20 protein-coding genes are annotated in these 21,008 nt (G+C 59.8%); 7 read left to right on the top strand and 13 right to left on the bottom strand.

Going from position 1 to position 21,008, the window contains the following annotated elements:
- Positions 1 to 65: 65 nt before the first annotated feature.
- Complete coding sequence (locus ASD46_RS09130; protein WP_162248381.1) at positions 66 to 710, bottom strand: uracil-DNA glycosylase family protein; 645 nt, start codon at positions 708 to 710, stop codon at positions 66 to 68.
- Complete coding sequence (locus tag ASD46_RS09125; RefSeq protein ID WP_003516079.1) at positions 703 to 1,296, bottom strand: thermonuclease family protein; 594 nt, start codon at positions 1,294 to 1,296, stop codon at positions 703 to 705. Before ASD46_RS09125 ends, ASD46_RS09130 begins: the two co-directional genes overlap by 8 nt.
- Before the next feature lie 108 nt (positions 1,297 to 1,404).
- Between ASD46_RS09125 and pdhS2 the strand changes: the two genes are divergently transcribed.
- Positions 1,405 to 2,940 (top strand): two-component system sensor histidine kinase PdhS2, encoded by a 1,536-nt coding sequence (pdhS2, locus tag ASD46_RS09120; RefSeq protein WP_025593930.1) that lies wholly within the window; start codon positions 1,405 to 1,407, stop codon positions 2,938 to 2,940.
- Between the two features lie 16 nt (positions 2,941 to 2,956).
- Here pdhS2 and ASD46_RS09115 read toward each other — a convergent pair whose 3' ends face one another.
- Both ASD46_RS09115 and cobT read right to left on the bottom strand, forming a co-directional pair.
- Positions 2,957 to 3,361, bottom strand: coding sequence for a diacylglycerol kinase (locus ASD46_RS09115; protein ID WP_013636420.1), 405 nt, complete (start codon positions 3,359 to 3,361; stop codon positions 2,957 to 2,959).
- A gap of 8 nt (positions 3,362 to 3,369) precedes the next feature.
- The gene (gene cobT / locus ASD46_RS09110) at positions 3,370 to 4,404 is read right to left on the bottom strand and encodes a nicotinate-nucleotide--dimethylbenzimidazole phosphoribosyltransferase (protein WP_003516086.1); all 1,035 of its coding nucleotides are present in this window, start codon (positions 4,402 to 4,404) and stop codon (positions 3,370 to 3,372) included.
- 131 nt (positions 4,405 to 4,535) lie between these two features.
- On the opposite strand from cobT, the gene ASD46_RS09105 reads away from it, so the two are divergent.
- The 3 genes from ASD46_RS09105 to ASD46_RS09095 are packed head-to-tail and all read left to right on the top strand — an operon-like array spanning position 4,536 to position 6,239.
- The gene (locus ASD46_RS09105) at positions 4,536 to 5,321 is read left to right on the top strand and encodes an adenosylcobinamide-GDP ribazoletransferase (RefSeq protein WP_082546167.1); all 786 of its coding nucleotides are present in this window, start codon (positions 4,536 to 4,538) and stop codon (positions 5,319 to 5,321) included.
- Positions 5,322 to 5,340: 19 nt separating this feature from the next.
- Positions 5,341 to 5,535 carry a DUF1289 domain-containing protein gene (locus tag ASD46_RS09100; RefSeq protein WP_003516090.1) on the top strand — a complete coding sequence of 65 codons (195 nt, stop codon included), beginning with the start codon at positions 5,341 to 5,343 and terminating at the stop codon, positions 5,533 to 5,535.
- The gene (locus tag ASD46_RS09095; protein ID WP_003516092.1) at positions 5,532 to 6,239 is read left to right on the top strand and encodes a TIGR02281 family clan AA aspartic protease; all 708 of its coding nucleotides are present in this window, start codon (positions 5,532 to 5,534) and stop codon (positions 6,237 to 6,239) included. Before ASD46_RS09100 ends, ASD46_RS09095 begins: the two co-directional genes overlap by 4 nt.
- 115 nt (positions 6,240 to 6,354) lie before the next feature.
- On the opposite strand, the gene ASD46_RS09090 is transcribed toward ASD46_RS09095, so the two are convergent.
- The 5 genes from ASD46_RS09090 to ASD46_RS09070 form a co-directional block, all read right to left on the bottom strand.
- Positions 6,355 to 7,116: an ABC transporter permease gene (locus ASD46_RS09090; protein WP_003516094.1), complete on the bottom strand. Its 762-nt coding sequence runs from the start codon at positions 7,114 to 7,116 to the stop codon at positions 6,355 to 6,357.
- Entirely contained in the window at positions 7,113 to 8,039 is a 927-nt protein-coding gene (locus tag ASD46_RS09085) for an ABC transporter ATP-binding protein (protein ID WP_019567066.1), read from the bottom strand. Before ASD46_RS09085 ends, ASD46_RS09090 begins: the two co-directional genes overlap by 4 nt.
- Positions 8,040 to 8,143: 104 nt before the next feature.
- The gene (locus tag ASD46_RS09080; protein ID WP_013636424.1) at positions 8,144 to 8,965 is read right to left on the bottom strand and encodes a sulfite exporter TauE/SafE family protein; all 822 of its coding nucleotides are present in this window, start codon (positions 8,963 to 8,965) and stop codon (positions 8,144 to 8,146) included.
- Positions 8,966 to 9,366: 401 nt separating this feature from the next.
- Positions 9,367 to 10,635 (bottom strand): extensin family protein, encoded by a 1,269-nt coding sequence (locus tag ASD46_RS09075; protein WP_025593934.1) that lies wholly within the window; start codon positions 10,633 to 10,635, stop codon positions 9,367 to 9,369.
- 304 nt (positions 10,636 to 10,939) lie between these two features.
- Entirely contained in the window at positions 10,940 to 12,754 is a 1,815-nt protein-coding gene (locus ASD46_RS09070; protein WP_060642094.1) for a methyl-accepting chemotaxis protein, read from the bottom strand.
- A 251-nt stretch (positions 12,755 to 13,005) separates the two neighbouring features.
- On the opposite strand from ASD46_RS09070, the gene ASD46_RS09065 reads away from it, so the two are divergent.
- The gene (locus ASD46_RS09065) at positions 13,006 to 13,320 is read left to right on the top strand and encodes a DUF1883 domain-containing protein (RefSeq protein ID WP_013636426.1); all 315 of its coding nucleotides are present in this window, start codon (positions 13,006 to 13,008) and stop codon (positions 13,318 to 13,320) included.
- 81 nt (positions 13,321 to 13,401) lie between these two features.
- On the opposite strand, the gene ASD46_RS09060 is transcribed toward ASD46_RS09065, so the two are convergent.
- Positions 13,402 to 14,718 (bottom strand): replication-associated recombination protein A, encoded by a 1,317-nt coding sequence (locus ASD46_RS09060; RefSeq protein WP_019567062.1) that lies wholly within the window; start codon positions 14,716 to 14,718, stop codon positions 13,402 to 13,404.
- Positions 14,715 to 16,121 carry a DegQ family serine endoprotease gene (locus ASD46_RS09055; RefSeq protein WP_025593936.1) on the bottom strand — a complete coding sequence of 469 codons (1,407 nt, stop codon included), beginning with the start codon at positions 16,119 to 16,121 and terminating at the stop codon, positions 14,715 to 14,717. The genes ASD46_RS09060 and ASD46_RS09055 overlap by 4 nt, the downstream gene beginning before the upstream one ends.
- A gap of 174 nt (positions 16,122 to 16,295) precedes the next feature.
- Here ASD46_RS09055 and ASD46_RS09050 point away from each other — a divergent pair, with 174 nt between their 5' ends.
- A complete protein-coding gene (locus tag ASD46_RS09050) occupies positions 16,296 to 16,649 on the top strand; it encodes a lysozyme inhibitor LprI family protein (RefSeq protein ID WP_025593938.1) in 354 nt (117 codons plus the stop codon).
- 3 nt (positions 16,650 to 16,652) lie between these two features.
- Here ASD46_RS09050 and ASD46_RS09045 read toward each other — a convergent pair whose 3' ends face one another.
- Both ASD46_RS09045 and ilvD read right to left on the bottom strand, forming a co-directional pair.
- Positions 16,653 to 17,654, bottom strand: coding sequence for a serine hydrolase domain-containing protein (locus tag ASD46_RS09045; RefSeq protein ID WP_025593940.1), 1,002 nt, complete (start codon positions 17,652 to 17,654; stop codon positions 16,653 to 16,655).
- A gap of 264 nt (positions 17,655 to 17,918) precedes the next feature.
- Positions 17,919 to 19,754, bottom strand: coding sequence for a dihydroxy-acid dehydratase (gene ilvD, locus ASD46_RS09040; protein ID WP_013636431.1), 1,836 nt, complete (start codon positions 19,752 to 19,754; stop codon positions 17,919 to 17,921).
- Positions 19,755 to 20,066: 312 nt separating this feature from the next.
- Between ilvD and msrP the strand changes: the two genes are divergently transcribed.
- Positions 20,067 to 21,008, top strand: a complete 942-nt coding sequence (msrP, locus tag ASD46_RS09035; RefSeq protein WP_025593942.1) for a protein-methionine-sulfoxide reductase catalytic subunit MsrP — start codon at positions 20,067 to 20,069, stop codon at positions 21,006 to 21,008.

Genomic DNA, 21,008 nt, shown 5'->3' with positions numbered 1-21,008 from the left:
CTACCCTCCTGAATTAATTTCCTTTCAATACACTAATTTTTAGAGAAAAACAGAAAATTGTTTCACTAAAGTCGCATTTCCACATGTTGTCGCAGAACAGGAAGCAGCTCCTCGGCAAACCACGGATTCTTCTTCAGCCAGACGGTGTTGCGCCAGCTTGGATGCGGCAGCGGCAAAATGGCCGGTCCCGAATTTGAATGAAAATAGCTGCGCCAGTCGTACACAGTCTCGGTCATGGTTTTCCGCCGTCTTTCGCCGAGATGAAAGGCCTGGGCATATTGACCGATGGCAAGGACCAGCTCCACCTGCGGCATCGCCGCCAGCACCTTCTCCCGCCATTGCGGCGCACATTCGCGTCGAGGCGGCAGGTCACTGCCCTTGTCGTCATAGCCGGGGAAACAGAACCCCATGGGCACAATAGCGAAGCGGTCCGGATCGTAGAATGTCTCACGATCAACATTCAGCCACTGGCGCAGCCTGTCGCCGGAGGCATCGTTGAAAGGCACACCCGTTTCATGCACGCGAAGCCCGGGCGCCTGCCCTGCAATCAGGATACGCGCCTTGGTCGACATCACCACGACCGGTCGGGGTTCGTGCGGCAGGCGTCCGTAGGTTGGGGTGTCGCGACAGATGCGACAGAGGGCAATCGCGCCCCGCAGCCCGTCCAACCCGTCGTCATTCATCGGCAGGGCTCGATCCGCCTCAGCCATGATTCCATCCCAGAAGATGACGGATGATGGTGAGGAAACCCGCTGCGGGCGTTTGCAAATCCGCTGCGCGATGTTCGCGCCGCCACTCTGCCGGCTTTTCGAATTCTCCGGCCCATATGCCGCGAGCTTCTTTGCGCGCCAGCGCCTGTTCGCCGGAGAACTGGAAATAACCTGAAGCGATGGCAAAACCCGACGCCACCATTTCCGAGGACACGTCCCGGTCTCCCGCCGAGCAATAGACCAGCAGACGTCCGTAACGGTCCCTGGAACTGCCGGAACAGGAAAAGGTCGTGCCTTCGATCATCTGTTGCAGAACGCGGCGCGCCTCCGCGCCGCACGGCCAGGTTTCGCTGCCGCGTCGGCACGTCTGCGAAAGCTCCGGCGCATCGATGCCGAGCAGCCTGAACCGGTCCTCGCCCTTTGAAAGCGTATCGCCATCGATCACGAAGAAACGGCCGGTATGGGTCTCGCTATTGATCTGATCGAGCTTGGCGGCAATCAGAATGCCGAGAAAAACGGTGGCAAGGAAAAGCCCGCCGTCGCGAAACGTCGAGAAAAAGCCGCGCCTGCCTCCATTTCGTCTCATGTCACAACAAACCCTTGTCAGAAATGGCAAACAAATCCTTTCACGGCAGCATCTTCTTAAGATTTTGTGCGTAGCCTGCAAAGGGTTCATGTCACCTGCGTTGTAACAATGAGTAAAAGCGTCAGCACGTCCACCGATAAGATCATCGTCGACCGTTCACGAAAGCACCGTAACAAGGCTGTTTTCGACACGGTGAAGACGACGCGTGAACGCTTGCAGCAAGGCGCTGGCGGCAGCGAAGCCTATGAACGTGAAATGCTGACGATGCACATCGCAGAAGCCCTTCAGGGCGCGATGATCATGCCGCTTTTCATCGTATTAGCCTCTATCATCGGTTTGTATATCACGGGTGACATAGGGCTGATCATCTGGTCGCTCATTGCGCTGAGTTTCCATGCCATGTCTCTGGTGCTGGCCAAAAGAGCCGCCAAACAGGGGATCACGGCCGAAAATCTGCCGAAGTGGCGCAATCTCTTCCTTGCCATGCAGATCCTCATCGGTTGCGCCTGGGCAATGTTCGCCTTGGCCGAACCGGTGCGCAACAACCCGACACTCGTTCTTTTCTTCAAGGGCGCGACGCTGCTGATCGCGCTTTCGCTTACCGCCATGGCCAATTTCATGCTGCGGCGGGCCACCTTCATGACCTTCCTGCCTGTGCTGGCGGCGCTGTGCGTCACCTCCGTCGTCTCCCGCGATCCCTTCGATGTTGGCCTCGCCCTGATGTTCGGCATGGCGATTCTTTTCTGTCATCGCATCACCAGCAGGCTTTACCAGACCAGCATCAAGCTGCTGTCGTCGCAGACTGAAAAAGATGATCTGATCGCCGAACTCGAAGTCGCCAACTCAATGTCGGATGAGGCGCGGCGGCGTGCGGAAGAGGCCAATCTGGCGAAATCGCGCTTTCTCGCCTCCATGTCGCACGAGCTGCGAACCCCGCTCAACGCCATTCTCGGCTTCTCCGAAGTCATGTCAGCGGAGGTGCTCGGTCCACTCAACAATCCGCTCTACAAGGAATATTCGGGCGACATCCACCGTTCCGGCCAGCATCTGCTCGACCTCATCAACGAAATCCTCGACCTGTCGCGTATCGAGGCCGGCCGCTACGACCTCAATGAAGAAGCGGTCTCGATGCTTGAGATCGCCGAAGATTGCATCGGCATGATCCAGCTTCGCGCCCGCGCCAAGACCATCAGGATTTCGCAGCAGTTTGAAAGCAGCCTGCCGCAGGTCTGGGCGGATGAAAAATCGATCCGCCAGGTTATCCTCAACCTGCTCTCCAACGCCGTCAAATTCACCCCGCAGGGCGGTGAAATCCTCGTGAAGGCAGGCTGGACGGCGGGTGGCGGGCAATATGTGTCGATCAAGGACAACGGCCCCGGCATTCCAGAGGAAGAGATCCCCGTGGTGCTGTCGGCCTTCGGTCAGGGATCGATCGCGATCAAAAGCGCCGAACAGGGAACCGGGCTCGGCCTGCCCATCGTTCAGGCCATCCTTGCCAAGCATGACGGCCAGTTCATCCTGAAATCGAAATTGCGTGAAGGCACCGAAGGCATCGCCATCCTGCCGGCAAAACGCGTGCTGCAAAGCCTGCCAGCCGTGGAGGAAACCCACGCCATCCAGCCACGCCGCCGGTCCTTCGCCTAAGCGTCAAATCTGCCGTTCAGAAGAACAGCGTCGTCACCAGCGAATAAAGCACGAAAAATCCGTTTGCCGTCAAAAGGCAGAAGACGGCGAAGGAACCGAGATCCTTGGCGTGCCGCCCGACGGAAGAAATTTCCGGCGAGATGCGATCCACCAACTCCTCAATCGCGGTATTGAGCGCCTCGACCGCGAACAAAAGCAGCATCAGCACCGTAAAGACGAGAAGATGCGCAAACGGCGCGCCGGCGACCAGAAGCAGGGCAAGGCCGACGCCGAAGGCGAGAACCTCGTGCCGGAACGCCGCTTCCTGCCACAGCCGTCCAAGCCCCTGCAAGGAATAGCGGGCAGCAGCAAAAAGATGCCGCCATCCCTTTTCCTTGCGAAAGGCAGGTTCCGGTTGCTTCTTCTGCGGCGTTGCGTCCATCTTCGGCCTCAATGCTCAGTGTGGGAATGGGTGCCAGTATCGACACCGGCAGCTTCGAAAGTCGCCATGCCGGAATGGCAGGCGGCGGCAGCCTTGACGATGCCGGCGGCCAAAGCGGCACCCGTGCCCTCGCCAAGCCGCATGCCCAGCGCCAGAAGCGGCGTCTTGCCAAGTTTCTCGACGGCAGCCAGATGGCCCGGTTCACCGGAGACATGGCCGATCAGGCAATGGTCGAGCGCGGAAGGATTGGCAGCCTTCAACAGCGCGGCAGCGGCAGTCGCCACATAACCGTCGATCAGCACAGGAATGCGCTGCACGCGCGCGGCAAGGATCGCGCCGGCAATCGCCGCAATTTCGCGTCCGCCGAGACGGCGCATGATTTCGAGCGGATCGGACAGATGGTCTTTGTGGAACTCCACGGCAGCCTTCACCGCCGCGATCTTGCGGGCCATGACCTCGCCTTCAGAGCCAGTGCCGGGACCGGTCCACTCTTCCGCCGTGCCGCCATAGAGCGCCAGATTGATCGCCGCTGCGATGGTGGTGTTGCCGATGCCCATTTCGCCAACGCAGAGAAGGTCGGTACCGCCAGCAATCGCCTCCATGCCGAAGGCCATGGTGGCGGCGCAATCGCGCTCGGAAAGGGCAGGCTCGCAGGTGATGTCGCCGGTCGGGTAGTCAAGTGCCAGATCGAAAATCTTCAGACCGAGATCATTGGTGACGCAAATCTGGTTGATCGCCGCACCGCCTGCCGCAAAATTCTCCACCATCTGCTGCGTCACGGACGTCGGATAGGGCGTGATGCCGTGCCGAGTGACGCCATGATTGCCGGCGAAAATCGCCACCAGCGGACGGGTAACGGCGGGCGAGCGGCCCGACCATGCGGCAAGCCACATGGCGATTTCTTCCAGCCGACCGAGCGAACCGGCCGGTTTCGTCAGTTGCGCATTGCGCTCCTTGGCCGCGACCAGCGCATGCGTATCCGGGCCGGGAAGCTCGCGCAGCAGCGCGCGGAAATCGTCGAAGGGCAATCCGCTCATGCTCATGGTATCTGTCTTTCTTGTCGTCGGGTTGGCGGAAACTTGTGTTTTCCGGCAAATCGGTCTTTGTTGCGCCTCTCATAATCGCGGACGCGCCGCGGAACAACCGGAAATGCAAGCACAGCAGCGGAGAGAGCATGAAGGCCGGGGATTTTATAACAGATGTCATGCATTCCGTTGCCTTTCTCAGCCGCCTGCCGGTCCCATCGCGCTTCTTCGGTGAAGGTGACGGTCCATCGATGCGCCGGACAGCACGCGCTTTTCCCGCCGCAGGCCTCCTGATCGCCCTGCCCGCTGCTGTCCTCGTGGTGGCATTAGCGAAGTTCGACGCCTCACCGCAGCTCACCGGCTGGCTTGCCATCGCCGTCACCGCGCTCATAACAGGTGCATTGCACGAAGACGGCTTGGCGGATATGGCCGATGGCTTCGGCAGCGGCAAGGACAAGCTGAAAACGCTTGAGATCATGAAGGACAGTCGCATCGGCAGCTATGGCACGATCGCCATGGTCCTGTCCTTTGCACTGCGCGCCACGGCACTCGCATCGCTTATAGAAACCCTGCCTGCCAAGACCGCCGCCGCCTGCCTGATTGCCGCGCTGGTGGTGAGCCGCGCCCTGATGGTATGGCACTGGCAGTCACTGCCCGCCGCCAAAACCTCCGGCATCGCCGCCGGCGCCGGCCAACCCGGGGAAAGCGAGCGCAACATCGCGCTCGCAACAGGGTTGCTGCTGCTCGTGCTTTTCACGCTGCATGCCCTGCCCTTTGTGTCGATCGTAGTCGTTCTGGCGGCTGCCTGCCTCGCGACGGTGCTGTTCGGCAGGCTCTGTGTCAGCAAGATCGGCGGCCACACCGGTGACACAATCGGCGCCAGCCAGCAGATCACGGAGATCGTTACTCTCGTCGCTCTTGCCCTTGCGACGTGACAGACTGATATAGATCCCCATGGAAACACCCTGCATTCATATCTGCTCCCTCGACGCCACAAACACCCTCTGTATCGGTTGCGGACGCACGCTGGACGAGATCGGCGGCTGGGCAACCTATAGCGACGAAAAGCGCCGCATGATCATGCAGGCGCTTCCCGAAAGACTGGCAAAAACAGGCAAGGACACCTCCAGGGAGACGCACACCGCATGAACAGGCTGACTTTCGTTCTCCTCTTGCTGGCCGTGGGTCTCGGCCTACTTCTCGTCAATCACGACAGCGGCCGCACCTTCGGCATCGACAACGAGAAATTCGGGCAGATCGTCTATCTCCTGCCGATTGCGGGATTGCTATCCGTCGGCATTCTGGCGGGAAGCCGCGGCAGCTTCGCAAGCGTTGTCCGGCAACTCGCCATCTGGCTCGTGATTATCCTCGGCCTCGTATCCGTCTATCTCTATCGCTACGACCTGCAATCCTTCGCCGACCGGCTGCTGGGTGGCCTGATGCCCGGCCGTGCGGTGGTGGTTACGACCGCTGGCGGCGAACAGGAGATCATACTGCACAAATCGATGAGCGGCCATTTCGAGGCGAATGTCAGCATTGAAGGCAAAACGATCCACATGCTGGTCGATACCGGCGCGAGCTCCGTGGTGCTGGCCAATGCCGATGCCGCCGCCATCGGCATCGACACCACGAAACTGCGCTACACCGTGCCGGTGATGACCGCGAACGGCCGCACGGCGGCAGCGCCCGTCACCCTGTCCGAGATCGGCATCGGCCCGATCGCGCGGAGCAACATCCCCGCCCTCGTCGCGCAGGATGGCCAACTGGGCCAGAGCCTGCTCGGCATGAGCTTCCTGTCGACGCTTGGTTCGATGCAGATGCAGACCGATGAGTTGAGATTGCGAGACAGGTAAAACCTGCCGGGCAGACAGTTCCTGCTCGCGATCAAAAAATAACGTCTCGCTATCCGAATACGAAAACGCCCGGTGCAAACCGGGCGTATCACATTCACGGCAAACCTCTTTCCGGTCAGTTGCGCAGCCGGTAACCGGTCTTGAACATCCAGCCGACGACACCGAGGCAGAGTGCGAGGAACAGCGTGATCATCGCCAGGCTGATGACGGGATTGACGTCGGCGATCTCGTAGAAGCTCCAGCGGAAACCGCTGATGAGGTAGAGCACCGGGTTGAAATGACTGACCGTCTGCCAGAAGGGCGGCAGCATGTCGATGGAGTAGAAGCTGCCGCCGAGGAATGTCAGAGGCGGCACCACCAGCATCGGGATGAGGTTCAGCTGCTCGAAATTCGTGGCCCAGATGCCGATGATGAAGCCGAACAGGCTGAAGCTCACCGCCGTCAGCACAAAGAACAGGATCATCATGAACGGATGGGCGATGGTGATATCCACGAAGAAGGAGGCCGTTATCAGGATGATCGTACCGATCATCAGCCCCTTGGTCGCCGCCGCCCCGACATAACCGGCAACAATTTCCGTCATCGCCACTGGCGCAGACAATATCTCGTAGACCGTGCCGGTGAATTTCGGAAAATAGATGCCGAAAGAGCCGTTGCTGATGCATTGCGTCAAAAGCGTCAGCATGATCAGGCCGGGCGTTATGAACGCGCCATAGGAAACCCCGCCAACCTCCTGAATCCTTGAACCGATCGCCGTTCCGAAAACGATGAAATAGAGAGAGGTGGAAATGACGGGCGACACGACACTCTGCAACAGGGTGCGGCGGGTGCGCGCCATTTCGAACAGGTAGATGGACTTGACGGCTTCGAAATTCATTTCTGGTCTCCTACCAGCGAGACGAAAATATCCTCAAGAGAGCTTTGACGTGTCGAAATATCCTTGAAATGGATGTTGGCACCGGAAAGCGCAGTCAGCAGATCGGCAATGCGCCCCTGCTCGCCGTTGTCCTCGATCTCGTAGGTGATGGTGTTGCGGTCATCCGAGAGCGAAAGGCCGAAGGATGAGAGACTGTCCGGCAACGCCTCCACCGGCTGCGAAAGTTCAAGGAAAAGCTGCTTGCGGCCGAGCTTCTTCATCAGCGCGGTCTTTTCTTCCACCAGCAACAATTGGCCGCCATTGATAACGCCCACCCGATCGGCGATCTCTTCCGCCTCCTCGATGTAATGCGTGGTCAAAATGATTGTGACGCCCTTGGAGCGCAGCTCGGAAACGACATTCCACATGTCGCGGCGCAAGGTAACATCCACACCCGCCGTCGGCTCGTCGAGGAAGAGGACCTTCGGTTCGTGCGCAAGCGCCTTGGCGATCAGCACGCGTCGCTTCATGCCGCCGGAAAGCTCCCGCAGCATATTGTCCTTCTTGTCCCAGAGCGACAGCGATTTCAGGACCCGCTCGATCAGTTCCGGGTTCTTCTTCTGCCCATGCAGACCACGCGAGAAGCTGACGGTGTTCCATACGGTCTCGAACTGATCTGTCGTCAGTTCCTGTGGCACAAGGCCGATCAGGGCGCGCGTCTGGCGAAAATCCTTCACCACATCATATCCGCCAACGAGAACCGAGCCTTCACCCGGATTGACAAGCCCGCAGATGATAGAGATCAGCGTCGTCTTGCCGGCTCCGTTGGGCCCGAGAAGAGCAAGGATTTCCCCCTCTCTGATATCGAGGCTGACACCTTTGAGCGCCTGAAAGCCATTTGAGTAGGATTTGGTCAGATTCCGTATCGAAACAATGGCATTCATCGCGAATCTTTCGAAAAAACGAGTAAGATGCACGCCATATAGGCCGTACAACCCGCAATTGCCAGCCCAACGGCCTGAACACTGCATTCGGCGGGGAGGGAAAATCAGCTGTAGACGCTGTAGAAAAACTGGGCCGCGACGAAGACCAGAAACACCCCGAAGGCCCGCTCCAGCTGCTTCTTGCTGAGTGCATGCGCCAGCCGCGCGCCATAGGGCGCGACGACAAGCGTGATGGGGATCAGCAGCGCGACGGCGATCCAGTTGATGAAGCCGGTGGAAAAAGGCGGCAGACCTGCATCACCCCAGCCGGCCCAGATATAGCCGAGGAGACCCGGCAGCGAAATAAGTACTCCGACACCGGAGGATGTGGCAACCGCCTGATGGATGGTGCGTCCGTAAAGTGTCATGAAAGTATTGTTCATCACCCCGCCGCCCACACCCATCAGGCCAGACAGAAGGCCGATGCCGGTGCCGACCAGAAAGCGGACCGGGTTTTTCGGCAGGTCTGAACCGAGATGCCAGCTCGCCCGGTTGAAGATCATCCGGAAGGCGAGCGCAAGCGCAATGAAAGCGAAGATCAGCCGCAAAGCCACGCTCGAGGCATGCGCAGCCACCACAGATGCGAGGATGGTGCCCAGCGGCACGGCGACGATCCAACCCTTCAGGAGATCGATATCAACGGCACCTTTCTGGCGATGCGTCAGGAAGGAACGAATGGAGGTCGGCACGATGATGGCGAGCGAAGTCCCAAGCGACAGATGCATGCGCACCGCCTCCGGCACATCCAGAAGCCCGAACACATGGTAGAACACCGGCACCAGGACAGCACCGCCGCCAATGCCGAACAGCCCCGCCAGAAGTCCAGCGACCACGCCCGCGGCCGCAAGCGCCGAAGCAAAGATCAGTATCTCTGAAACAGGGGGCATGAAAGCAGGCTCCAGCGGGCCGTTGTCACAAACATGTGACGCTCATAGCGTATCAGAAAAGGGCGGCAAGCCATGTTGGCCGCAGGTCAGTACGGCGCGATGTTTTTTGCCGGATATCCGCACCGGATGGACCGTTTTATGGGATTTCTTCCCATTGCATGCCCTTGCAAAGACGCCGATATCCCCCGATTTAGGCAGTCTTCTTCAACCGGCCTTAGGGCCGGTCTTTTTTTGGGCGGCTAGCACCAAACCCAACAGGCCCAAATTGTAATGTGGCCACATCCCCCACTCCGTCATTCCGGGTAGCGCCGGGACGGACGGGAAGTTACGGGTCGACGTGACGCACCACAACTAATGCCTCACGCCTATCGTAATGCACCACCGTGTCGTCTCGTCGCCCCCTAATCGCAATGCCTGTAACCGGACTTGCGGGTGCGCAGGTCGAAGTGGAAATGGTTCCAGTGGTTGGGATCGCTGCCTGGCCCGAGAACCGTGGAGAAATATTTGCAGCTATCGGACCTCACTGCCTTCAGCAGCGCCTTTTCCCGGAAGGCGAAGAAGTTCTTGCTGCGAACGTCAATCTCCTTCCCGTTGTTCAGCGTTATGGTGCCGATATCGATGGCGTTGCCGCGCGCATGTTCGGACCACGGATTGCTGGAGCGCGAATTCATCTTGCGGCAGGAATAACCGCCCATGGGCGTGATGCGTCCGACGCCTGAGAGGTAACGGAAGCGGGAGGACGGCACGAGTTCGAACTTTACCCATTTGGCGAAGGCAAGCGTGACCTGGCAATTGAGCTTCACGGCCGGGCGGATGGCAACGCCGCTGGCAAGCCCGCTGAGTTCGATCGGATAGTCGATACCGCAGGTCGGTCCATCTGCAATGCGCGCAACATCGCGGAAGGCGACGCCGAGACGGCGCAGCTCGGAGCGACAGGCCACTTCCGAGGATGGCATGACGCCGGGCGGCATGGCCGAGCGGTTGCTTTGCAATCCGTCGCGGGCCATCGGATCATTAGGCATCAACATGGCGACCTCCTCCACCGGCTGGCGGCGGGAAGAAGACCCGGGCGGCGGTGGCGGTATCAACCGCGACTGACCCGCACTTTGTTGCCGGCGAGCCGGAGAAACGGCAACCGGATTGTCGGTGCCGATGCCGTCCACCACCGGCTGGGCAGAAGCGCCTTCGGCAATATCGGCGTCCTGCTCTTCCGCAAGTCCGCGAACCGGCTCCACGCCCAGCATGGAATCCATGTTCACCCCGCCCTCGCCTTCGGCGATCTGATTTGCGGCGCCCTGCTGGTTAGGCATGGCTGGGGAGGCCATGCTTTGGCCGTTCGCGGCCATCCGCGCCTGATGCTGGCCATCCAGCGTGGAATAGCCCTGGCCGCCCTGTGGCGATTGCAGCAGGGGATCCTGCGAGGCATAAGGCTCCGGCATCGGTTGCGACACGGCTGCGGGATAATTGGTGGCCTGCCCGGTCCGCTCGGCCTGATAGACCGCACCCGGCGGCGCGCTGTAGCCTTGCTGTCGCGACGACCGGATGGCGCCGACACGCGTCGTGCCGTCAACCTCGGCCGGCGGCACAAGGCCCTCCGCCGAACACGACACCATGACCGTGGAAATCATCAACAACGTCACAAGACGACGCGGAAGGGAAACATACGCCATACGAGAACCTGTACCTTCAGCGGCCGCTACCCGCGGCAATACAGGTAAATTTTAAAGAAACGGGGTAAACGAATCCTTATTGGTTGGGAGAAATAACGAACCGGGCTGTTCCGTGAAGCGGGAAATGCGGAAGCCTCGAGCGAAATCATACCAAAGGTGTGAGCAAAGCTCTGCAAACCAACGCCTCTCACGATGCAGACACACCACGGGTCCGGCACGACGGAGGAGAGCTTGTCGCACTTCCTCGAAACAGAAAGTGCGCAGCCAAAGCCGCGCCCTGTAAACTATCTCAAGCGGATAAAAATCAAGCCGCCCGCGAAACCTCACGCCCTGCCCCGTGCCCGAGTTCGAAACGGGACAGCAGCGCGCGGAGCTGCCGGCTTTCTTCGGCCAGCGTCTGGCTGGCCGCCGTCGTCTCTTCCACCATGGCGGCGTTCTGCTGGGTCATCTGGTCCATGTGGTTGACGGAGGTGTTGATCTCCTGCAGGCCGGTGGCCTGTTCCCGCGCCGCCGTGGCGATGGAATTGACGTGGCCGTCGACCCGGTTGACCAGCGTCACGATCTCATCCAGCGCGTCACCTGTGGAGCGAACGAGTGCGACACCGCCGCCGACCTCTTCCGCCGAACGATTGATAAGGGTCTTGATCTCCTTGGCGGCATTGGCAGAGCGTTGCGCGAGTTCGCGAACCTCCTGCGCCACCACGGCAAAACCGCGTCCCGCTTCGCCTGCCCTTGCGGCCTCGACACCGGCATTCAGCGCCAGAAGGTTGGTCTGGAACGCGATTTCATCGATGACGGAAATGATTTGCCCGATGCGCCGCGAAGATTCCTCAATACGGCCCATCGCATCGACGGCATTGCGCACGATCTCGCCCGAGCGGCCTGCGCTCGTTTTTGTATCCTGCACCATTTGTCGGGCCTCGTTCGCCCGTTCGGAAGCGGTGCGCACCGTCGCGGTGATTTCGTCAAGAGCCGCCGCCGTCTCCTCCAGCGCCGCTGCCTGCTGCTCTGTCCGGCGCGAAAGATTGCCGGTCGCACCGCTGATGTCAGATGCGCTATCGTTGACGACATGGCCGGTTCTGGCGATCGCCTCGATCGCCCCATGCAGCGCGCCGACGGCGCGGTTGAAATCCATGCGCAGCTTTTCATATTCGCCGCCGATATCGGCAAGCTCGACGGTCAGATCGCCATTGGCGAGTGCTTCCAGCGAACTGCCGAGCTCGTTCATGGCATGAGCCTGACGCTCGGATGCGGAGCGCAACGCCATCTCGTTGCCATGCCTCGCCTCCTCCAGCGCCCGCTGCTGCCCCGCCTCGCGGGCCTGCAAGGCGCTGCGCTCGTTGACGCTGTCACGCAGCACCAGCAACGTCTTGGCAATGGCGCCGATTTCGTTGCGACGGTCGGCGAATTCAATTTCCGCCTCGCCGTCACCATCAGCGATCCGCTTCATACTCTGCCGGATGCGATCGATAGGCCGTGTCACGCTGCGCACGACGGCTGCAGCCACGCCGATCACCAGAAGGCCGGACAGAACACACACTGCGATGTTGAAATAGGCGTTGCTCCAGAAAACCGCCTCAAGATCGTCGACATAAACGCCAGTGCCGACAATCCATCCCCAGGGCGCGAAACCGGCGACATGGGAAAATTTCTCGACTGGGTCCGGCGCGCCGGGCTTGGGCCAATAATAATCGACAAAGCCCTGGCCGCCCGCCTTCACCGTATTGACGAATTCGACGAACAGCGCCTTGCCGTTCGGATCCTTGTTGGCAGTGAGATCGCTGCCGTTCATCTCGGGCTTGATCGGATGCATCACCATCTTGGGATGCATGTCGTTGATCCAAAAATAGCCGCTACCGTTGCCATAGCGCATCGCCGCAATCGTGGTCTTGGCTTGCTGCTGCGCAGCCTCACGCGTCAGGGTGCCACCCTGCTCCAGCCGGTAATATTGCTCAAGAATGGCGACAGCCGTTTCGTTCATGGATGCGAGCCCCGCTTTACGCTCGCGTTCCATCTCATGAAAGGTCTCGAACAGGCTGAATGCAAGTGCCGCAGTCAATATTGCCAGAAACAATGCAACGAGCGCATAAAGGCGCATAGATATCGTGACGTTTTTCATATTCCCCCCAACGCCGCTGACGGCACTTCGACCAGCGTATGTTAGAGTTAAAAAATTTATTATAACTGAATACGCTTATTATACGTTAGTATTATTCCAGACCTCCTCCTCCCAACCCGCCAATACTCTCCACGGCCCTTCAAAGCCGGCGCAGCGACCCGAAATTCTACAGGGTGCTGCCGTTTTAAAGAGCTCGTTAACCCTGACGTCCTATCCTCTTTTGCCAAAATACAGGTACAGGGAGACGCGCAATGTCACGGCCGAATTTCCGCTTTACACACTATGACCTGAAGGAATTGCGGGCTGGGACGACCATTGAGGTGTCCCTGTCGGCCGTCAACAATGTACGGCTGATGACAGGCGCAAACTTCCAGCGTTTCACCGAATTGCTCGATTTCAAATATCTCGGCGGCGTCGCGAAAAAATCGCCGATCCGCATCAGCATTCCCGAGACCTTGCACTGGCATCTGGTGATCGATGCGGAAGGGCATAGCGGTCTGGCGGAATCCTCGGTCAAGATGCTGCCTGCGCCGTCGCAGGTCATACAACACCGGAAGGCATCCTGATTTCCCTTTGGAAACAGTTGGATGGCGCGGTTTTACGACTCACTTTGGCAAGCGCATGATTCTTTTTGTGAAGAAAGCTTTTTAACGCGAACCGCGCTCGCGGCGCAGCTTCGCCCACCAGTCGAGACGCTTGCGGATGTCCCGCTCGAAACCCCTGTCGGGCGGATCGTAAAACGTCTTGCGACCCATTTTTTCCGGAAAATAGTCCTGTCCCGAAAAGGCATCCGGCTCGTCATGGTCGTAACGGTAACCGTCACCGTAACCCTCGCCCTTCATCAGCTTTGTGGGCGCGTTCAGAATATGTTTTGGCGGCACCAGCGAGCCGTTTTCCTTGGCCGCCCGCATCGCCGATTTGAAGGCTGTATAAACGGCATTCGATTTCGGCGCGGTGGCGAGATAGACGCAGGCCTGCGCCAGCGCCAGTTCGCCTTCCGGTGACCCCAGATAATCATAGGCGTCCTTGGCGGCATTGCAGACGGCAAGCGCCTGCGGATCGGCAAGGCCGATATCCTCCACCGCCATGCGCACCAGCCGCCTCCCGATAAAGAGCGGGTCTTCGCCGGCGTCAAACATGCGGCAGAGATAATAAAGCGCCGCATCCGGGTCCGAACCGCGCACCGATTTATGCAGCGCGGAAATCAGATTGTAGTGGCCGTCCTGTCCCTTGTCGTAAACCGGCGCGCGCCGCTGCACGATGCGCGTCAGCCCTTCGGTATCGAAAGTCTCGTCCTTGCGCGCCGCACGCCAGACCTCTTCGGCAAGCGTCAGCACGGCGCGGCCATCGCCATCGGCCATCCGGATCAGGCTGACACGCGCCTCCTCGGTCAGCGGCAGAGGCTTGCCCTCCGCCTCTTCGGCGCGCTTCAAAAGCTCGCCCAGGCTCTCCTCGTCATGCGAACCGAACGTGAGGACGCGCGCCCGCGACAAAAGAGCGGCATTCAGTTCAAAGGACGGGTTTTCGGTGGTTGCACCCACAAGAATGATGGTGCCGTCTTCCATGACCGGCAGGAAGCTGTCCTGCTGGGCACGGTTGAAACGATGGATCTCATCAACAAAAAGCAGCGTCTGCCGGCCGTTCATCCGGCGTGTGCGTGCTGCCTCGAAGACCTTCTTGAGATCGGCAACACCGGAAAAGATCGCCGAAATCTGTTCGAAAGCCAGCCCGGCCTCGCCCGAAAGCAAACGCGCGACCGTCGTCTTGCCGGTGCCGGGCGGTCCCCAGAAGATCATCGATCCGAGTGAGCCGCTATCGATCATACGGCGCAGCACGCCCTCTTCACCCGTCAGATGCGGCTGCCCGGTCACCTCCGCCAGCGTCTTCGGACGCAGGCGGTCGGCAAGAGGCCGCCGGTTGGCGACCTCGACAGGCACCTGTGGGGCAAAGAGATCATCGCTCATCGCAGGAACTGCCGGATGCGTTGACCGTCACGCAGGATTTCCACCCGCCAGAAGCCGGGATTGTCATCCAGCGCCTTTTCGACCGCAGCCGTGGAGCCGATATCCGAGCCGTTCAGCGATAGGATGACGTCCTTCGGCTGGAAACCGACCCGATAGGCCGGCGAACCGCGCTTCACATCGGTGACGACGACGCCGGTCACCTGGGAAGGCATGCGCAGTTCATCCGCAAGCTTCGGCGAGAGATTGGCGACAGTCGCGCCCGCCAAGGGATTGCGTCCCTCCAGCAGCCGTTCGTCACGCGGCGCGGTTTCCGGCGCCGTGTCGAGCGCAATGGTCACCTTCTTCTCTTTACCCTTCTCCACCAGCGTCAATTCGGCGGACTTGCCGATGCCAGCCGTCGTGAGGCGATAACCGAGTGCATCGGGATGCTCCACCTCCAAACCGTTGACCGCCGTTACGACCTGCCCCGGCTCGATGCCAGCTTTCTCCGCCGGGCCGCCCTTGACGACGCTGACAACGAGCGCACCGCGCGCGCGGTGCAGGCCAAGCGCCTCGGCGACATCGGAGGTGACAGGATCGAAGGTCGCGCCGATATAGGGCCGCTGGAAGTTCGCGTCGCCACGCTCGGCGGCGGCAACGAAAACGCGGACCAGATTGGCGGGAATGGCAAAACCGATGCCGTTCGACCCGCCGCCCTTGGAGAAGATGGCAGTATTGATGCCGATCAACTCACCCGCCATGTTCATCAGCGCGCCGCCGGAATTGCCGGGGTTGATGGAGGCGTCGGTCTGGATGAAGAAGCCGAAATCGCCCTGCGTCACCTGGTTGCGCGCCAGCCCCGAGACGATGCCGCTTGTTACCGTCTGGCCGACACCGAAGGGGTTGCCGATGGCAAGCACGAGATCGCCGACTTCAATGGCATCCGAATTGCCAAGCGAAAGCACCGGAAACTGTTCCTTCGCGTCGATCTGCAGAATGGCAAGATCGACCCGGTCGTCCTTCAGCAGCACCTTGGAGGAGAATTCACGCCCATCCGCCAGCGCCACTTTGATGTCGTCGGCGCCATCGATGACGTGATTATTGGTCACCACGAGGCCGCCGGCCGTCACGATCACACCCGATCCAAGCGAGGACTGTTTCTCCGTGCGGTTCGGCATCTGCTGGCCGAAGAACTGTTCGAAGAACGGGTCGCCGGCAAAGGGCGACGAGCGCCGCTGCACGATGCGTTCGGCATAGACATTCACCACAGCGCCCGCGGTACGCTTGACCAGCCGCGCGAAGGAAAGCTGCATTTCCATGTGGCTTGCGGGCACGGTCTTGTTGTCCTGCGCCTGCGCTCCGACCGGAACGAGAAGCAGCGCCGCAAGAAAGCCGGTGGACAGATACTTCAGCACGCTCTGCATGTGATTCCTCATCCTCATCAGTATGATGGAGTTATAACGCGAAAGCCTATAAAGCAAAGCGCGGCAAGATGATGGCCGATCTTTTTCATGCGATGACCGGCTTGTGCAGGTGGAACCAACAGCACCCCATTTCGGTTTCACCCGCACGAGCCTGTCCTCAAAATGAGACGACCCATGCACATGAAACAGACAATCCTTGCCTCCGGCATCCTTCTCGCTTGCGCTTCACTGGGTTCGCCCGCCAACGCCGCCAGCTTCGATTGCACGAAGCCGGATCTGGCCGCGGATGAAAAGGCGATCTGCGACAACCGCGCCCTCAACGACCAGGACGTGAAGATGGTCACCACCTTCGACATCCTGACACAACTGATGGCGATGGGCGCACGCGACACCTTGCGCGAAGAACAGAGCCAATGGTTGAAAAGGCGCCAGGAATGCAACGCTGATGTCGCCTGCATCACGAGTGCCTATGAGGAGCGCATGAAGCGGCTCGGGGAAGCTTTTCAGAGCATAAACAGACCGCTCTGATTTTCACGCAACGCGAATGATATTCTCCATCAGCCGATGCAATTGATCGCGATAACCGGTTCTCGCCGAAGGCGCATCCTCACGGGACGTCATAACCACCGAAAGCCGTTTGCCGGGGACGATATAGAGCATCTGCCCGCCGTAGCCCCAGGCGTAATAGACCGTCTCGCCCACCATCTCCTTGATGAACCAGCAATAGCCGTAACCATCGCCGTTGAAGACGGAATTGGTGCGTTGCTGCCAGGATTGATCGATCCAGCTCTGCGAAATCAAACGCTCGCCGCCTGGTGTTACCCCGCCCAGCCGGTAAAGCTCGCCGAAAGCCAGCAGCGACCGCGCCGTCATCGCCATCTGGTTGCCGCCGAGATAGATGCCCTGCGGATCGCGCTCCCAGCCGCCGATTGAGAAACCCTCCAGCGGCCGGAACCAGTCGCGCGCCAGCGACAGCGTCGAACGGCCGGATGCCTTGGTCAAAATCGCCGAAAGCAGATGCGTGGAACCGGTAGAGTAAAGCATGCCACCGCCCGGCTCTCCGGCAAAACCCGACCCCAGCGCCATTCGCACCCAGTTGCGGCTGGCGACCCAGCGGCCGTAGTTCGGGCCGGACATTCGTTCCAGACCGGATTGCATGGAAAGCAGGTTGCCGATGGTTACCCTTTCCAGACGCGCATCGGGGTTCGGCGGAAAATCGCTGCGCAGGATCGTGGCAATCGGCTGATCCGCCCCGGCCAATATCTTGCGATCGATCGCCATGCCGACCAGCGCGGAAATCACAGATTTCGAGGCCGACTTGATGTTGGTGGAACCCATAAGGCTGGCGCCGTGATAGGCACGGCTGGCCACCTCCTCGCCGTCAATACTGACGATGACGGCTTTCAGGCTCGAAAGCCCATCCGCCTCGTTGAGCAATGGACTGAAGCGGGCGCCATTGCCGGGTGTTTGCCCGTGGGCAAGGCGGGCGAAAGGCAGGGATGCGATAAGGCCGATTGCGGTTCGTCTTTTCATGGTGCTGAAGTTAGGCATCGCGGCGCGTTGGAAAAGGGCAAGTGACGGAACATCACTCCAATGTGACTGCTGGCATGGAGGGTGGACGGCCGGATGGTTTAGAATTTGCGTTTCAGAAACAACGTGTTGCGCGAGCTTGGAGAATCAAGCTCTGAGGCAATTGAATCTGTTTCTTAACAACGCGCGTAATCTGGGTCAGAACAAGAAAAAGCCGCTCAGAAGAGCGGCTCAGGCTGCCTGCAATGTAGGACCCTGCCCGCCAGATTACTCCGGCAAAATCCGAACAGCACCCTTGTCGGCACTGGACGCAAAAGCCGCATAGGCCTTCAGCGCTGTCGTGACGTTGCGCTTGCGGAACTCCGCAGGCTTCCAGCCGAGCTGATCCTGCTCGGCGCGGCGGGCTGCCAGTTCCGCATCCGTAACTTTGAGGTTGATCGTGCGGTTGGGAATATCGATCTCGATCAAGTCGCCCTGACGCACGAGGCCGATAGCGCCGCCCTGCGCCGCTTCCGGCGAGGCATGGCCGATGGACAGGCCGGATGTGCCGCCCGAAAAACGTCCGTCGGTGATCAGCGCGCAGGCTTTGCCGAGGCCCTTGGACTTGAGGTAGCTGGTCGGATAGAGCATTTCCTGCATTCCGGGGCCGCCCTTCGGTCCTTCGTAACGAATGACGACGACATCACCTGCCTTGACCTCGTTGGAAAGAATACCCTTCACCGCCGCGTCCTGGCTTTCGTAAACAACCGCCGGACCGCTGAATTTCAGGATGGATTCGTCGACACCCGCCGTCTTCACGATGCAGCCATCAAGAGCGATGTTGCCATAAAGCACGGCCAGACCGCCATCCTTGGAGAAGGGCTTTTCAACCGAGCGGATAACGCCGTTTTCACCGTCCGTATCCAGATCGTCCCAGCGCGACGACTGGCTGAAGGCCACCTGCGTCGGCACGCCGCCGGGGGCAGCCTTGAAGAACTGCCGCACGGTTTCGCTGTTGGTGCGGGTGATGTCCCAACGGTCGATGGCGTCGCCCAACGTCGCCTCGTGCACCGTGTAGGTATCGCGGTTGAGGAGACCGCCACGATCCAGCTCACCGAGAATGCGCATGATGCCGCCGGCGCGGTGAACGTCCTCCATGTGCACGTCCTGCTTGGCAGGCGCGACCTTGGAAAGGCAGGGAACCTTGCGGGAAAGACGGTCGATGTCTTCCATGCCGAAATCGACACCGCCCTCATGCGCTGCCGCCAGAATATGCAGCACCGTGTTGGTGGAACCGCCCATGGCGATATCCAGCGACATGGCGTTTTCAAACGCAGCCTTGTTGGCAATGGTGCGCGGCAGAACGGTCTCGTCGTCCTGCTCGTAATAACGGCGCGCCAGATCGACGATCAGGTGACCGGCCTCGACGAACAGGCGTTTGCGGTCCGAATGGGTGGCAAGCGTCGAGCCATTGCCGGGCAATGACAGGCCTAGCGCCTCGGTCAGACAGTTCATGGAATTGGCAGTGAACATGCCGGAACAGGAACCGCAGGTCGGGCAAGCGGAACGCTCGATGATCTTGACGTCCTCATCGGAAATCTTGTCGTCCGCAGCTGCGACCATGGCGTCAACCAGATCGAGCGCGACCGTCTTGCCATGCAGAACGACCTTGCCCGCTTCCATCGGACCACCGGAAACGAATACGGCGGGAATGTTGAGGCGCATCGCCGCATTCAGCATGCCGGGGGTGATCTTGTCGCAGTTGGAGATGCACACCATCGCGTCGGCGCAATGGGCATTGACCATGTATTCGACCGAGTCAGCGATGATTTCGCGCGACGGCAGCGAATAAAGCATGCCGTCATGGCCCATGGCGATGCCGTCATCAACAGCGATGGTATTAAATTCCTTGGCAACGCCACCGGCCGCTTCGATTTCACGCGCAACGAGCTGGCCGAGATCCTTCAGATGCACATGGCCCGGCACAAACTGCGTGAAGGAATTGACCACCGCGATGATGGGCTTTCCGAAATCGCTGTCCTTCATGCCGGTGGCGCGCCATAGGCCGCGCGCGCCCGCCATGTTGCGGCCGTGGGTTGTCGTTCTGGAGCGATAGACTGGCATGGTGTTTTCCTCGATCTCTTGGGCAGAAGAGCGCATTCCCGCACCGCGGTCAAAATGCCCTCGCCCTATTTTGCGGTTTTTCTAGCGCAAACCGTAAGCCCTGTCACTGTCACCTTCGGGCAAAACAGTACGGTTCGGTACGGTACGCCCGGTTTGAATGTTGCAATTCGCGCGGCCCGTCATCACAAATGCGCGATTTTTGCCGCCCGACCGCTGTTTTTGCGCAGAGTGCTGAAACATATCTGTGCAGCGGCCGTATAGCCTATCATAATCGATTTATCGCCGATGCACCCGGCTTTTGTGGAGGTTGAAATGCCCGCCTATCGTCCGCCCCTCATCCCGGCACGAGAAATCACGCCGAAGAATATCTACCTCTCGAGACGTGGCTTCCTGGGCACGGCGGCGGGGCTTGCGGCAATCGGGCTTTCCGGCCGCGAGGCTGTCGCCACTCCGCTTGCTGCCAAAGCAGGCGCCTACAAGCTGGACGAGAAGCTCACCCCGCTCGATGCCGTCACCAGCTACAATAATTTCTATGAGTTCGGAGTGGGCAAATCCGACCCGAAGGAAAATTCCGGCAAGTTCAAGCCCACCCCATGGACGGTGAAGGTGGATGGCCTTGTCTCCAAACCGCAGGAATTTGGCATCGAAGAGCTGATGAAATATCAGCTAGAGGAGCGCACCTATCGCATGCGCTGCGTCGAGGGCTGGTCGATGGTCATTCCGTGGATCGGTTTCCCTCTCGCCGCACTTCTCGACAAGGTGGAGCCACTCGGCAGCGCGAAATACGTGTCCTTCGAAACCGTGGTGCGGCCGGAGGAAATGCCGGGCCAGAGCGGCCTGTTCCAGCCTCTGTCCTGGCCCTATGTCGAGGGTCTGCGCCTAGATGAGGCCCGCCATCCTCTGACCATTCTCGCCGTCGGACTATACGGCGAAACCCTGCCGAACCAGAATGGCGCACCCATTCGCCTCGTCGTTCCCTGGAAATACGGCTTCAAGGGCATCAAATCCATCGTCCGTATTTCGCTTGTCGAGAAACAGCCGGAAACGACGTGGAAAAACTCCAACGCCCGCGAATACGGTTTCTATTCCAACGTCAATCCGCATGTGGACCATCCGCGCTGGAGCCAGGCAACGGAACAGCGCATCGGCGAAGGCGGCTTTTTCGGCACCCAGAACCGCCCTACCCTGATGTTCAACGGCTACGACGAGGTGGCAAGCCTCTATACCGGCCTCGATCTAAAGGCGAATTACTGA

Origin of the sequence: Rhizobium sp. Root491 (genome assembly GCF_001427205.1) — a bacterium.
In the GTDB taxonomy this organism is placed as follows: Bacteria; Pseudomonadota; Alphaproteobacteria; order Rhizobiales; family Rhizobiaceae; genus Agrobacterium; species Agrobacterium tumefaciens.
Note: the sequence above shows the minus strand (reverse complement) of the source record. Positions and strands in the feature narration are given on the sequence as shown.

Coding starts and splice junctions, on each gene's coding strand:
- ASD46_RS09130 (WP_162248381.1), bottom strand. CDS start 710: ATGGCTGAGGCGGATCGAGCCCTGCCGATGAATGACGACGGGTTGGAC.
- ASD46_RS09125 (WP_003516079.1), bottom strand. CDS start 1,296: ATGAGACGAAATGGAGGCAGGCGCGGCTTTTTCTCGACGTTTCGCGAC.
- pdhS2 (WP_025593930.1), top strand. CDS start 1,405: ATGAGTAAAAGCGTCAGCACGTCCACCGATAAGATCATCGTCGACCGT.
- ASD46_RS09115 (WP_013636420.1), bottom strand. CDS start 3,361: ATGGACGCAACGCCGCAGAAGAAGCAACCGGAACCTGCCTTTCGCAAG.
- cobT (WP_003516086.1), bottom strand. CDS start 4,404: ATGAGCATGAGCGGATTGCCCTTCGACGATTTCCGCGCGCTGCTGCGC.
- ASD46_RS09105 (WP_082546167.1), top strand. CDS start 4,536: ATGAAGGCCGGGGATTTTATAACAGATGTCATGCATTCCGTTGCCTTT.
- ASD46_RS09100 (WP_003516090.1), top strand. CDS start 5,341: ATGGAAACACCCTGCATTCATATCTGCTCCCTCGACGCCACAAACACC.
- ASD46_RS09095 (WP_003516092.1), top strand. CDS start 5,532: ATGAACAGGCTGACTTTCGTTCTCCTCTTGCTGGCCGTGGGTCTCGGC.
- ASD46_RS09090 (WP_003516094.1), bottom strand. CDS start 7,116: ATGAATTTCGAAGCCGTCAAGTCCATCTACCTGTTCGAAATGGCGCGC.
- ASD46_RS09085 (WP_019567066.1), bottom strand. CDS start 8,039: ATGAATGCCATTGTTTCGATACGGAATCTGACCAAATCCTACTCAAAT.
- ASD46_RS09080 (WP_013636424.1), bottom strand. CDS start 8,965: ATGCCCCCTGTTTCAGAGATACTGATCTTTGCTTCGGCGCTTGCGGCC.
- ASD46_RS09075 (WP_025593934.1), bottom strand. CDS start 10,635: ATGGCGTATGTTTCCCTTCCGCGTCGTCTTGTGACGTTGTTGATGATT.
- ASD46_RS09070 (WP_060642094.1), bottom strand. CDS start 12,754: ATGAAAAACGTCACGATATCTATGCGCCTTTATGCGCTCGTTGCATTG.
- ASD46_RS09065 (WP_013636426.1), top strand. CDS start 13,006: ATGTCACGGCCGAATTTCCGCTTTACACACTATGACCTGAAGGAATTG.
- ASD46_RS09060 (WP_019567062.1), bottom strand. CDS start 14,718: ATGAGCGATGATCTCTTTGCCCCACAGGTGCCTGTCGAGGTCGCCAAC.
- ASD46_RS09055 (WP_025593936.1), bottom strand. CDS start 16,121: ATGCAGAGCGTGCTGAAGTATCTGTCCACCGGCTTTCTTGCGGCGCTG.
- ASD46_RS09050 (WP_025593938.1), top strand. CDS start 16,296: ATGCACATGAAACAGACAATCCTTGCCTCCGGCATCCTTCTCGCTTGC.
- ASD46_RS09045 (WP_025593940.1), bottom strand. CDS start 17,654: ATGAAAAGACGAACCGCAATCGGCCTTATCGCATCCCTGCCTTTCGCC.
- ilvD (WP_013636431.1), bottom strand. CDS start 19,754: ATGCCAGTCTATCGCTCCAGAACGACAACCCACGGCCGCAACATGGCG.
- msrP (WP_025593942.1), top strand. CDS start 20,067: ATGCCCGCCTATCGTCCGCCCCTCATCCCGGCACGAGAAATCACGCCG.